The sequence below is a fragment of the Pseudomonas sp. Emmai genome (assembly GCF_055179735.1).
Map to the genome: position 1 here is coordinate 5,456,485 of NZ_CM143685.1, position 13,118 is coordinate 5,469,602.

Consider the following 13,118-nt stretch of genomic DNA (forward strand, 5'->3'; position numbering starts at 1 on the left):
CCCGTAGGAGCGAGGCTTCCCCGCGAAGGCGTCAGTCAGATCAACAAAAATCTCAGCGCTGTTTCAGACGGTCAATCACGACAGCCAGCAGAAGAATCGAACCCCGAATCACATACTGATAAAACGTATCGATGTTCTTCAGGTTCATCGCATTCTCGATGATCGCCAGAATCAACACCCCGGCAATCACGTGCCGGATCATGCCAATCCCGCCGCTCAGCGACACCCCGCCCAACACACACGCGGAGATCACCGTCAGCTCAAACCCCTGGCCAATCATCGGCTGGCCCGAGGTCATGCGCGACGCGAGGATCACCCCGGCCAACGCGCCGATCAAACCGTGCACGGCGAAGATGATGATCTTGGTCCGATCAACGTTTACGCCAGCCAGCAGCGCCGCTTCCTGGTTGCCGCCGATGGCCATGGTGTTGCGCCCATAGGTGGTGTAGTTCAGCAACCAGCCGAAAAACAGGAAGCAGACGATGGTGATCAGGATCGGCACCGGCACGCCGAACAACTGGCCGTTGCCGAAGACGAAGAACTGTTCCTGGGACACGCCCACCGCTTTGCCATTGGCAAAAATGTAGGCCAGGCCCCGCACGATTTGCATGGTCGCCAGCGTCGTGATCAAAGCATTGACCCGCAGCTTGGCGATCACAATCCCGTTGATCAACCCGACGATCAGCCCCATGAACAGCGCCGCCGCCACGCCGAGAAACACGCTGTCGGTGTCCCGCATCACCACCGCCGCGACCACGCCGGCGCAAGCAATCACCGAACCCACCGACAAGTCGAAATGCCCGGACGCCAGGCAATACAACATGGTGCACGCGGCAATCCCGGTGGTGGAAATCGCCAGGCCCAGCCCGCGCATGTTCAGCGGCGAGAGGAAGTTGTCGATCAGCAAGGTGCAGGCGACGAAGATGGCGATGGCCGCCAGCAGCATCACCCAGTCATCGAGGAAACGCCGCAGATCCAGAGGTTTGCGCGGGGTGGGCAGAGCGTTGTTTTGGATGGTCATCATAGTTACCTCTCAGTTCGCCACGCCGTCAGCGCGTTGGCGCGGCAAAGCCAGTTGCAGCAGGTTGGATTCATTCGCTTCGTCGCGGGACAGTTCGCCGCGCATCGCGCCTTCGCACAGCACCAGGATGCGGTCGGAAATGCCCATGACTTCCATCAAGTCGCTGGACACCACAATCACCGCGATGCCGCTGGCGGCAAGGTTGTGGATGATCTGGTAGATCTCGGCCTTGGCGCCGATGTCGATGCCACGGGTCGGTTCGTCGAGCAGCAGGACTTTCATCGGCATCGACAGCCAGCGACCGAGAATCGCCTTCTGCTGGTTGCCGCCGGACAGGTACATGATTTTCTGCGAGGCGCTCGGCGTCTTCACTTTCAGCGCCGCGATCTGCTTCTCGGCGTTGCCCTTTTCCCACAGGCCGCGCAACAGGCAACCAAAGGTGGAATGGGCGCCGCGCGCACTGATGTTGATGTTCTCGGCGACGCTGGAGAGCGGCATGATGCCCTCCTTCTTGCGGTCTTCGGGGCAGAGCAAAACGCCGGCGGCGATGGCATCGCGAGGGGAACGCAGTTTCAGCTCATGGCCACGCAATTCCAGGCGACCCGCCGTGTTGCGCGTCAAGCCGCTGAGCATGCGAAACAGTTCCGTGCGCCCTGCCCCGACCAGACCGAATAGACCGAGAATCTCGCCCTTGTGCACCTCGAAACTCACCGGCTCGCGCAGACCCGGCCCGAGCAAACCGTCGACTTTCAGCGCCACCGCACCGCGCTGGCGCGGACGGTAATCGTAGATGTCCTGGATGTCGCGGCCGACCATGCACGTCACCAACTGGTCGTGGGTCAATTCGCTCATGTTCTCGAAGGTGCGCACGAAGCGGCCGTCCTTGAACACCGTCACCGCGTTGCAGATGCGGAACACTTCTTCCATGCGATGGGAGACGTAGAGCACCACTTTGCCTTCATCCCGCAGGCGACCGATGATCGCCATCAAGCGGTCGATCTCCCGCGCGGAAAGGCTGCTGGTGGGTTCATCAAAAGCGATCACATGCGCGCCACGGGACAAGGCCTTGGCGATTTCCACCAATTGCCGCTGGCCAAGGGACAGGCGCCCGACTTTCTCTTGCGGGTCGATTTCATCGGCCAGGCCCTTGAGGCAAGCCAAGGCTTGCTGGCGCAACGCACCGCGATTGATCAGGCCGAAGCTGGCCGGCAGATGGCCGAGGAACAGGTTTTCCGCGACGGTCATTTCCGGGACCAGGTGCAGCTCCTGGTGAATCACCGCGACGCGGCTGGCGATGCTGTCGGCGGTGGACTTGAAGGCCATCGTCTGCTCGCCGATCTGCAGGTCGCCGCTGCTCGGGATATACGCGCCGCCGAGGATTTTCAGCAGCGTCGATTTGCCGGCGCCGTTCTCACCCATCAAGGCATGCACCTGCCCCGGATGCGCGACGAAACTGATGCCGTCCAGCGCCTTCACCCCGGGAAAGGTCTTGCCGATCCCGTTGAAGCGCAAGCTGCCGCCGCTGTGTTCTTGTGTTTGTGTTTGCGCTTGCATAACCACCTCATCACACAGATCAGGCGACCCCGTCGCCAGGGCCGCCGATGAAATCAACCGGCCTTCAGTTCCACAGGCCGATCTTTTCCAGTTCCTGCTTGAAGTTCTCGCGAGTGATCAGCGTCACGTCGTCCATGGCGGTGTATTTCGGCGGCTCTTTGCCGGTGGTGACCCACTCGTACATCATCGCCGCCGTGTTGTAGCCCTCGATGTGCGGGCTTGGCAGCATCGAGCCGAAGAAACCGCTGTTGGGCTTTTTCAGTTCGCCGATGGCGTCGGTGCCGTTGATGCCGATCCCGATCACGTTGGCGGCGGCAAACCCGGCGCTTTCGGTGGCGCGCACGCCGCCTAGCACGGTGTTGTCGTTCATGCCGCCGATGATCAGGTTTTTCGCGCCGCCGGGCAGTTTGACCAGCGCCGAGTTGGTGGCGTCCATGCTGCCCGGGACGTCGAGGGTCTTCTGCGCGGTGAAGAGGATATGGTCCTTCGGCAGGCCAGCATCTTCCAGGGACTTGACCGAACCGTCGGTGCGTTTCTTGCCGGTGTCGAGTTCGTTGAAGGTGTTGATCACGGCGTAGGTTTCTTTCCAGTCCCAACCGCGCTTCTTCGCTTCGGTGGCCATGGCGCTGCCCTGTTTCTGGCCGACTTCAAACGCGGCCATGCCGAGGTACGGCACGTCTTCCATGAACTTGCCGTTGGCATCGACGAAACGGTCGTCGACCGCCATCACTTTCAAGTCGTTGAGCTTGGCTTTGGCCACGATGGCCGGGCCGAGGCCGACGTCTGGCGGGCAGATCACAAAACCCTTGGCGCCGTTGGCCGCCAGGCTGTCGATGGCCGAGAGGGTTTTCTCGCCGTCAGGCACGGCGATCTTGATCAGGGTGAAGCCTTTGTCCTTGGCGGCTTTTTCCGCGAAGGCCCATTCGGTCTGGAACCAGGGCTCTTCGGCCTGCTTGACCAGAAAGCCGATTTTCACTTGCTCGGCCGCCAGCAGCGAACTGCTCAGGCTGACCGCCGTGACCGCCAAAGCGGCACAGCACAGGGAACGGATCCCGGGACGACGATTCATAAGCTGACTCCTTGTTATTTTTTTTGAGCGTTATTTGAAAGCCGGTACAGCGGTCAAAACGTGTAGCGAATAGTCATATCGTATGATGATTGGATTTCGCACGGAGTTCCGCGCCTGAAATCCTCTGCGCTCAGTCGTGGTACATGACCGAGCGACCACCATCGATGGTGATGCTCGAGGCGTTAATGAACGGTGCTTCATCGCTGGCCAGGAAAACGGCCGTCATCGCCACTTCCATCGGCTGCCCGATGCGCCGTGGCGGATGCAAGTCAAAGGCGCGCTGACGTTCGGCCTGGGGGTCGGCAAAGCCGTTCCAGTAATCGACGTTCAGCTGGGTTTCGATGTAGCCCGGCGCGATGGCGTTGACCCGGATGCCCTTCGCCGCGTATTCGATGCCGAGGGCGCGGGTCAGGCCGAGCAAGCCGTGCTTGGCCACCGGGTACGGGAAGCAGCCGGGAATGATGTGGCTGGAATGGGTCGAGGCGATGTTGATGATGCTGCCGATGCCCTGCTCGATCATCTGCGGCAACACCGCTTTGCAGCCAAACCACGCGCCGTCGAGGTCAATGGCGAAGCAGCGGCGCCAGTCTTCTTCGGTCATTTCCAGCGGGTCGCGGAACACATTGACCCCGGCGCAGTTGACTAACACATCGATACGGCCGTGGCGCTCGACGGCCAGTCTGGCCATGGCGTGCAGGTCTTGCTGATCGGAAACGTCAGCCTTGATCGCTTGAACGTCGAAGCCTTGGTCCCGCCAGTGCACCGCGACGCTCTCGACTTTCTCGCCCTGGATGTCACTGATGATCAGCTTCGCTTGCTGGGACGCGAAGGTCGCGACAATCGCCTCGCCAATGCCCTGGGCCGCGCCGGTCAGCAACACGACCTTGTTTTTCAGTCGTTCGCCCTTCGGCGGCTCGGGCACCGGTGGCAAGGTGAGAGGTTCAGCCATGAAGCCGGACTCCCTTTTCCAGGCACGACAAAAACCGGGCATCTGTCGATGTCCGGTCGAAAAACTGTTTGGAAAATCGCTGCATCACTTCACCTGTTTTGTTTTTTTAAGTGTGAGTGCGTGTAACTGATGGAGCCGACTATAAACCCGACCGCCAAATAATCTCAATATATAATTTTACATCCCATATTTTGGGATCTAGCCAGCAAACCTCGTACAGATTTTTCCGGGCACATCGACCCGAATCGATAGCACCGCACCGTCTAATGGATGATTGAGCGGGCTCGCAGCGCTGGTGATGTACAAGGTTTGCAGGTCTTCGCCGCCGAATACGCAACTGGTGGGACGGCTGACGGGCAGCTCGATCACCCGGTCAACCTGGCCTTCGGGACTCAAACGGAGCAGGCAGCTGCCGTCCCATCGGGCGTTCCACAGATAGCCTTGGGCATCCATCGCCGAACCATCCGGGCCACCCCGCTCATGGGGACCGAACCAGACCCGGGCCGGATCGAGGCCGCCATCGGTGCGGATGAAATGTTGATAGAGCGTGCCGTCGAGGCTGTCGGCGAAGTACAGCCGAGTCGAGTCATCGCTCCACAGCAAGGTGTTGGGAATGCCCAGGCCCCGGAGCAGCGGCGTGACCCGGGCATCGCGGTCGATACGGAACAGGCCGCCGGAGCGACGCTCGATAGGCAGGTCTTCGCCGTTCTCGCCGATGTTGTTTTGCATGGTGCCGAGCCAGAGCTGGCCTTGGGCATCGCAGCGGGCTTCGTTGGGGCGATTGCCCGGTTGCGGGTCGGCGACGCAGAGCAGGGTCAGGCGCGGTTCCAGGCCCGGCGAGTCCAGGTCCAGGCGATAGACACCGCTGCTCAGGGCCACCAGCGCATCGCCGCTCTCGCAGGGGATGAATGCAGAGACATGCTCGGGCATCTCCCAGATCTGCACGTTGGCGCCGATCAGCCGTAGCGCTTGCTTGCCGGCGATGTCGACCCAGTACAGCGCCTGGGTGGGGGCGTCCCAGAAGGGGCCTTCACCGAGTCGGGCGCGGTGTTGGGTAACGGCAGTCCACGTCATGAAACCTCCTTTCTTATGTTCTTCTAGGTAGGAGCGAGGCTTGCCCGCGAAGGCGATGGGTCTGTGACATCAGTGTTGAAAGTGATGACGCCTTCGCGGGCGAGCCTCGCTCCTACAGGATAGGTGTTGTCAGCTGGCTTTTTTGTCGGCCATGACTTGTGGGTAGAAACGTTTGATGGCCAGGTCCGCGTTGTCGATCAGGGTCATGCAGGCCCACACACCCCGCGCGGCATCCCGGGCGGCGATGGCGTCGGCCATGTCTTTGTGGATCGGCAATGTGCGGCGCAGTTCATCCGGATCGGCGGCGGACACTTCGAACGACACCGCCAGCAACGCGCCGAGGGCCGGGACCATTTGTTCGATGAATTGATTGTGGCTGGCGGCGAGGATGCACTCGTGGAAGAACTGGTCGGCGCGGTTGTAATCGATGCCGCTGTCCACTGCGCGCTCCAGCGCGTTGTAGGCCTGGAGGATCGCTTGCACCTGGTCGACGGTGGCGCGCTCGCAGGCCCAGCGCACGGCCATGGGTTCGATGGTGCGGCGCAGGTCGAGCAAGTCGTCGACGAAGTTTTCCGGCAGGCCGCTGCGGGACAACCAGCCGACGACTTGCGGATCAAACAGGTTCCAGCGCTTGATCGGCAACACCCGCGTCCCGACCTTCGGCCCGACTTCGAGCAAGCCCTTGGCGACCAGGGTCTTGATGGCCTCGCGAATCACCGTGCGACTGACCCCGAGCTGCTGGCCGAGGTCGGCTTCCACCTTGATGGTTTCGCCGGGCTTGACCTGGCCGGCGGCAATCCAGCCACCTAGCCAATCGACCGTCGACGCATGAAAACTGCTGGACATGAAAACCTCGAAGCAGGGACGGCAAAAAACCGTTCGCGATGAAGGCTCACGCTAATCATCATACGATTGGGTGTCAATTTGAATTTTGTGAGAAACACACAAAAACAATGTGGGAGCGGGCTTGCTCGCGAAAGCGGTGTGTCAGGTTATTTATAGGCTGACTGACACGACGCCTTCGCGAGCAAGCCCGCTCCCACATTTGGATTTGCTTAGGGCTCAAGCCCGATCGGGAAGAACTCACCACCACTCCACACGCCCAACCAGCGCTGGCCGTCGATTTCGCGGCTCACCGCCAGCTCGACCAATTGGTAGAACACGTTGCGATGGATCAGCGCTTCAAGGTTGGTGCGCACGTGCACGTAGGGCGCCGGTTCCTGGGTCACGGGATCGATCACCACGCGCATCGGGTGTTCGGCGCCTGCCTCGGCCATCTCATCGACATTGGTGGTGAAGCGCAACACCTGAGCTTCGCCCTCGCCTTCGACGTCCACGGCAATCGCCACGAACGGAGCGTCGTCGACTTTGATGCCGACTTTCTCGACCGGGGTAATCAGGAAGTAGTCATCGCCGTCGCGGCGGATGATGGTCGAGAACAGCTTGACCATCGGCTTGCGCCCGATCGGCGTGCCCAGGTAATACCAGGTGCCGTCCCGGGCGATGCGCATGTCGATGTCGCCGCAGAAGTCGGGGTTCCACAGGTGGACCGGTGGCAAGCCTTTGGTCTTCGGGATTTGCCCCAGCAGGTCGTTGGCTTTTTGCGGGCCACTCATGGCGTTCTCCTTGGAATTACTGTTCGCCGAGCCCCAGCAGGCTACGCGCGTATTGCTCCAGCGGCGGGCCCAGCAGGTCTTCTGGCTTGGTGTCGTGGAACGTCAGTAAACCGCCACGACTCTTGATCCGTGCAGTATCGATCAAATACTGGGTGCTGGTCTCGATCAACATGATCTGAATCACGCCGCTGTCGATACCGAGGCGATCCACGGCTTCCTGGTCGAGCCATTCATCCGAGTTGCCGATGCGGTCGTCAGCCTTGGCAAACCGCGTGTACAGCAAGTAATGCGCACCGGCGGCCCGGGCTTCGCCCATGGCCGCATCGAGCCCTTCCGGCGCACGGGCGCGGCGGACCATCGGGAAGTATTCGATAAAGCCGTCGAAGGCGGTTTCAGCCACCACATTCGGGCGCGGATAAGCGCTGCCCGGCGGCGCAAAAGCACCTTGGGCGATGTAGATGAAGGAGTCCGGCTGGATACGGAAGTTGTTCACGCGCTGACTGTTGCTGTGATCCAGCAGCCCCGCGTCGCTCATGTGATAGCGAACACCTTCGCCCATGTCGCTGACATTCATGCAGCCACCAAGCGCCATAACGGCCAGCAGCAAAACCAGGCTACGCATCCTACCCTCCAGAAGCCGGTGACGGAAAACCGGCGAATGGGCGTTGGATGCAGCTTCCGCGCCAGTCCTTGGGTCTATCGATAATTCGAGTTTGGAAACACAGACTGTGGCGAGGGGGCTTGCCCCCATTCGGCTGCGCAGCCGTCGTGAAATCGGAGAATGCCGTTTTTACTGGCACAACGCAGGGGAATGTTTTGGGGCCGCTTCGCGACCCAACGGGGGCAAGCCCCCTCGCCACAAAGGCCCTGTCAGCCGCCGATAATCTTCATGATGGTCGCACCACCGGAGAACGCCACTTCCTGCTTGTCCCCCAGGGCTTTCACCAACAGCCGCTGCAACGCCGGCAACGCCTGATGACGCGGCTTGTCCAGCAAGTCGCCGACATAGTGGCGATTGCTCGACGACAGGCAACCATGCAGCCAACCGGTCGACGACAGCCGCAGCCGCGAACACGTCCGGCAGAACGGCACGCTTTCGTTGGCGATCACGCCAAAGTAGCCCTGCCCCGGAATTTCGTAGCGCACCGCCGTGGCATCCACCGGCGCGTCGGCTTGCAGGTATTCATGACGCTCGCCGATCAGGCTCAGCAACTGCTGAAGGCTGACGAACTGCTGCAAAAAGGCATTGTTGTCGCTGGCCAGGTGGCCCATGCGCATCAGCTCGATAAAACGCAGCTCATAGCCACGCTCCAGACAGTAATCGAGCAGCGGCATCACCTGGTCGAGGTTCTGCCCGCGTAACGGCACCATGTTGACCTTGATCTTCATCCCGGCCGCTGAGGCCTGGTCCATACCATCGAGCACAGTCGCCAGGTCGCCACCACGGGCAATGCTGCGAAACGCACTGGCGTCGAGGGTATCGAGGGAAACGTTGATGCGCCGGATGCCGGCATCCACCAGCAGCGGCAGTTTTTTCGCCAGCAGCTGACCATTGGTGGTCAGGCTGATGTCTTCAAGCCCCATCTGGCCGACGGCGTTCATGAAGGCTTCGAGTTTGGGACTGACCAGCGGCTCGCCACCGGTAATACGCAACCGCTCGATGCCGGCGGCCTCGATCAAATACGCCACACCGCGCGCCATGGCCTCGGCCGACAATTCATCCTGCGCAGCCACCAGCCGCTTGCCGTTAGGCACGCAGTAGGTACACGCGTAATTGCAGGCGGAGGTCAGGCTGATCCGCAAATTGCGAAAACGCCTGCCTTGACGGTCAACGATCATGGATCACTCCGGCGGAAGAAGTTTCGGGACCGCTAAAACTTGACTCACAAATCAAGTTTTAGCAAGTCCCAAGCCTGAGTATATTCCTGCGGTACGGCGCCATGTAGCGAAATAATGGCGCCATCAGGCAGCTGAATGGCTCAGCTGCTTGGGGTGTCGGTGTCGCGCTTGCGTTTGTTGCCCATGCGCACGCCGATGTCCATCAGGAACTGGAAGAAGCCTTCCTGATCTTCCAGCACATTGCTCCAGAACGGCGAGTGATACAGCGCCACAGCGCCATGCACCAGCGCCCAGGACGCGCAGTAGTGGAAGTACGGCGGCACGTCTTCGAGCTTGCCTTCGCTGATCCGACCCTTGATCAGCAGGGTCAGGCGTTCGAAGTTCGAGGCACGGATCTTGTGCAGCTCCTCGACCATCTCCGGCACCTGGTTGCCCTTGACCACCTTTTCTTCCAGGCGATCGAACAAGCGATAGCGCTGCGGGTCGCGCATGCGGAATTCGAAGTAGGCCCGGGACAGGGCTTCCTTGTCCTTGTCGACATCGGCCGAATGCAACAGCTCATTCAAATCGCGCTCGTAATCGAGCATCAGGCGCAGATAGATCTCGGCCTTGGATTTGAAGTGCTTGTAGATCGTGCCTTTGCCGATACCGACGGCATCAGCAATCATCTCGACGGTGACACTGTCTTCACCCAGTTCGAGGAACAGCTTGAGCGCGGTATCGAGAATTTCTTGCTCGCGGCGACGAAACTCACGGACCTTACGAGGTTCTTTATGCATAAGAAAAGGTCTGTAGGGGTCAAAATTCGAAGCCGCGTATTATGCCTAACTTGCGCCAAAATGCACGGATCATCCGACCATATCTGCGTTTCTTGATCATTTCACGCACGGCCCCCGGTTGATGAGAACTCTTCCGAAGCGCCCGTATTCCAAAATTGTTTAAAAACCGGGGCCGCTAAACTGGACTCGGCGCAATACTGATCAATACTTGAACTGTCGGCGGGGCATCTCCCCCAAGTGCCGCGTCGATATAGGTACCAACGGACCGCGTGCCTTTGTTTTACTCCTAATGGTCTTAACCCGGATTCACCCCCCAGAACCCGGGTTTTTTTTGCCTGCGATTCAGTGGGCATCGCCGCGCAGGAGCTGCCGAAGGCTGCGATCGTTACCGGCGTTACGCCGATGCCCTGACGTGCGCCAACGGAAACAACCGCTTGAAATTCTCGGTCGTCTGCTCGGCAAACCGCTCGTAGGATTCCCCGCGCAACATCGCCAGAAACTCTGCCACTTCCCGCACATATTGCGGCAGGTTCGGTTTGCCGCGATAAGGGATCGGTGCCAGGTACGGCGAGTCGGTTTCCACCAGCAAACGGTCGGCCGGCACTTTGCTCGCGACATCGCGTAACGCATCGGCATTGCGGAACGTGACAATCCCGGACAGGGAAATGTAATAACCCATGTCCAGCGCAGCCTTCGCCATGTCCCAGTCTTCGGTGAAGCAATGCAGCACGCCGGCCTGGGGCAACGCGGCTTCGCGCAACAGCGCCAGCGTATCAGCACGGGCACCACGGGTATGGATGATCACCGGTTTGCCGGTTTGTTGAGCAGCCTGCAGGTGCAGGCGGAAGGATGCCTGCTGCAATTCGGCGGCTTCCGGCTCGTAGTGGTAATCCAGGCCTGTTTCACCAATCGCCACCACCCGCGGGTGATTCAGCTCCTGCAACAGCCAATCCAGCGCGGGCGCGGCACCGGGTTGCACGTCCAGCGGATGCACGCCGACCGAACAATCGACGTCGTCATAACGCTCGGCCAGGGCTTTGACATCGGCGGCGTTATCGACGCTGACGCCGATGCACAGAAAGTGCCCTACCCCGCGCTGCCGGGCCGCATCGAGTGCGGCATCCAGGGAGCCGTCATGGGCGGCGAGGTCGAGGCGATCAAGGTGACAATGGGAATCTACGAGCATAAAAAGGGCTGCAACTTACATCGTATGAGTGGGACGGTCGGATTTCAGGGCTCCGGCCAGATGGGTTTCGATTCGACTGCGGGCGGCGTTGTCACCGTCGTTGAACTGCACGCCCACCCCGGCAGCCCGGTTGCCCTGAGCGCCTTTGGGGGTGATCCAGCTGACTTTGCCGGCGACCGGAATCTTCTCCGCTTCGTCCATCAGGTTCAGCAACATGAACACCTCATCGCCCAACTTGTAGCTTTTGTTGGTCGGGATGAACAGGCCACCGTTCTTGATAAACGGCATGTAGGCCGCGTACAGCACGGACTTGTCCTTGATGGTCAGGGACAAAATGCCGTTACGCGGTCCGGTATTGACGGGTTCATTCATGCTGACCTCCACGGCTGATGCTCAGAGTCTAGTCACTTCTGGCCCGGCAAAGACACCCATTGCACCAGCAGCGCCTCAAGCAACAGCGCCGGATTCAGGTTGGCCTTGCTCATCACCTTCTGACGCTGGGCGAGGATCCAGTCCTGAATAGCGAGGACCTTGCCCTGACCGGACTTCTGCGCCAGGTATTGAATGACCTTGCGCATGTCCATCAGGCCCAGGCCTTGTTCATCCTGGGTCAGTTGATAGCGCAGGATCAGGCTCGACCAATCGCAGAACCAGTCAAACAGCAGTAACTGGGGAAGGCTTTTCCATTCTTCGGCCAACTGGGTCGGCGATTTCTGTTGCTTGAGCAACTGCTTCACGCCTTCGACCACCAGCAAGCGCTGTTCGCGAACGCCTTGAGTCTGCAACTTGACCGCGGCCAATGGCGAACCGGCGGCCAGGGTCAGCAATTCGACGCGTTCATCCTGCGTACAGTCCGGCAACGCCGTCGCCAGCCACGCCAGGCTCATCGCCTCGCTGGGCAGCGGACAGGCCTGCTGCTGGCAACGACTCTTGATCGTTGGCAGCAGACGGCTGGTCTGGTGGCTGACCAGCAGCAATACGGTATCGCCGGACGGTTCTTCGAGGCTTTTGAGCAAGGCGTTGGCGGCGTTGACGTTCATCGACTCGACCGGCTCGATCAGCACCACTTTGCGCCCGCCCATCTGCGCGGTCTGGACCACGAAACTGACGAGGTCACGCACCTGATCGACCTTGATCGCCTTGTCCGCTTCTTCGGGCTCGAGGATGTAGTTGTCGGGGTGGCTGCCGGCCTTGAGCAGCAGACAAGATTTGCACTCGCCGCAGGCATCCTGGGCAGTCGGACGCTGACACAACAAATGCGCCATCAACCGTTCGGCCAACGCACGCTTGCCGATCCCGGCCGGGCCATGCAGCAAATAGGCGTGGGCGTGCTGTTTACGCCCCGCCAGTTGCTGCCAGAGCTCGTCCTGCCACGGATAGGCCTCAGCCACGGGTCAGCTCCAGCAAACGCGGGAGCAACCCATCCAGCGACTGCTGGACTTGCGGCAGCGGCTGGGCGGCGTCCACCAACACGTAACGGGCAGGATCGGCTTCGGCGCGCTTGAGAAAGGCGCTGCGCACGGCATCGAAAAAGGCACGGCCTTCGAGTTCGAAGCGATCCAGCCGACCGCGCGCACTGGCGCGGGCCAGGCCGACTTCCACCGGCAGATCGAAAATCAGCGTCAGGTCCGGGCGCAAGTCGCCCTGGACGAAGGCTTCCAGCGTGGCGATGCGTTCCAGCGACAAACCGCGACCGCCGCCCTGATAGGCGTAGGTCGAATCGGTAAAGCGGTCGCACAAGACCACCGCGCCCCGGGCCAGTGCCGGGCGAATCACCTCGGCCAGGTGCTGGGCACGGGCGGCGAACACCAGCAACAGCTCGGTGTCGGGGTTCATGACTTCATCCACCGGGGCCAGCAGCACTTCGCGAATGCGCTCGGCCAGTGGCGTGCCGCCCGGTTCGCGGGTCAGCAGCACTTCGATACCGGCGGCGCGCAGGCGCTCGGCCAGGTATTCGCGGTTGGTGCTCTTGCCGGCGCCTTCCGGGCCTTCCAGAGTAATAAACAAGCCAGTCACAGGCAGTCCTTAATC

Annotated in this window: 14 protein-coding genes; all 14 read right to left on the minus strand. The window is 60.7% G+C overall.

The genetic code is table 11. The features are described from left to right. Positions 1–52: 52 nt before the first annotated feature. Positions 53–1,021 (minus strand): L-arabinose ABC transporter permease AraH, encoded by a 969-nt coding sequence (gene araH / locus ACY4LX_RS25010; protein ID WP_149660009.1) that lies wholly within the window; start codon positions 1,019–1,021, stop codon positions 53–55. A 12-nt stretch (positions 1,022–1,033) separates the two neighbouring features. Next, positions 1,034–2,575 (minus strand): L-arabinose ABC transporter ATP-binding protein AraG, encoded by a 1,542-nt coding sequence (araG, locus tag ACY4LX_RS25015; RefSeq protein ID WP_463258156.1) that lies wholly within the window; start codon positions 2,573–2,575, stop codon positions 1,034–1,036. Between the two features lie 64 nt (positions 2,576–2,639). Then, positions 2,640–3,644 carry a substrate-binding domain-containing protein gene (locus ACY4LX_RS25020; protein ID WP_149660007.1) on the minus strand — a complete coding sequence of 335 codons (1,005 nt, stop codon included), beginning with the start codon at positions 3,642–3,644 and terminating at the stop codon, positions 2,640–2,642. A gap of 130 nt (positions 3,645–3,774) precedes the next feature. Continuing rightward, a complete protein-coding gene (locus ACY4LX_RS25025) occupies positions 3,775–4,593 on the minus strand; it encodes an SDR family oxidoreductase (protein ID WP_463258157.1) in 819 nt (272 codons plus the stop codon). A gap of 198 nt (positions 4,594–4,791) precedes the next feature. Next, entirely contained in the window at positions 4,792–5,667 is an 876-nt protein-coding gene (locus ACY4LX_RS25030) for an SMP-30/gluconolactonase/LRE family protein (protein ID WP_463258158.1), read from the minus strand. A gap of 129 nt (positions 5,668–5,796) precedes the next feature. Beyond that, the gene (locus ACY4LX_RS25035) at positions 5,797–6,513 is read right to left on the minus strand and encodes a FadR/GntR family transcriptional regulator (protein ID WP_463258159.1); all 717 of its coding nucleotides are present in this window, start codon (positions 6,511–6,513) and stop codon (positions 5,797–5,799) included. A 209-nt stretch (positions 6,514–6,722) separates the two neighbouring features. Further along, positions 6,723–7,283 carry a DUF1285 domain-containing protein gene (locus ACY4LX_RS25040; protein ID WP_463258160.1) on the minus strand — a complete coding sequence of 187 codons (561 nt, stop codon included), beginning with the start codon at positions 7,281–7,283 and terminating at the stop codon, positions 6,723–6,725. Positions 7,284–7,299: 16 nt separating this feature from the next. Then, positions 7,300–7,905 carry a DUF4823 domain-containing protein gene (locus ACY4LX_RS25045; RefSeq protein WP_149660002.1) on the minus strand — a complete coding sequence of 202 codons (606 nt, stop codon included), beginning with the start codon at positions 7,903–7,905 and terminating at the stop codon, positions 7,300–7,302. Between the two features lie 248 nt (positions 7,906–8,153). Next, positions 8,154–9,122: a GTP 3',8-cyclase MoaA gene (locus ACY4LX_RS25050; protein ID WP_463258161.1), complete on the minus strand. Its 969-nt coding sequence runs from the start codon at positions 9,120–9,122 to the stop codon at positions 8,154–8,156. Between the two features lie 140 nt (positions 9,123–9,262). Continuing rightward, the gene (locus ACY4LX_RS25055; protein WP_133838378.1) at positions 9,263–9,901 is read right to left on the minus strand and encodes a TetR/AcrR family transcriptional regulator; all 639 of its coding nucleotides are present in this window, start codon (positions 9,899–9,901) and stop codon (positions 9,263–9,265) included. Between the two features lie 394 nt (positions 9,902–10,295). Then, positions 10,296–11,087 carry a TatD family hydrolase gene (locus ACY4LX_RS25060; RefSeq protein WP_149660000.1) on the minus strand — a complete coding sequence of 264 codons (792 nt, stop codon included), beginning with the start codon at positions 11,085–11,087 and terminating at the stop codon, positions 10,296–10,298. 15 nt (positions 11,088–11,102) lie between these two features. After that, entirely contained in the window at positions 11,103–11,459 is a 357-nt protein-coding gene (locus ACY4LX_RS25065; protein WP_463258162.1) for a PilZ domain-containing protein, read from the minus strand. Between the two features lie 32 nt (positions 11,460–11,491). Continuing rightward, positions 11,492–12,478 (minus strand): DNA polymerase III subunit delta', encoded by a 987-nt coding sequence (locus ACY4LX_RS25070; RefSeq protein WP_463258163.1) that lies wholly within the window; start codon positions 12,476–12,478, stop codon positions 11,492–11,494. Then, positions 12,471–13,103 (minus strand): dTMP kinase, encoded by a 633-nt coding sequence (tmk, locus tag ACY4LX_RS25075; protein WP_149659998.1) that lies wholly within the window; start codon positions 13,101–13,103, stop codon positions 12,471–12,473. Before tmk ends, ACY4LX_RS25070 begins: the two co-directional genes overlap by 8 nt. Positions 13,104–13,118: the final 15 nt, after the last annotated feature.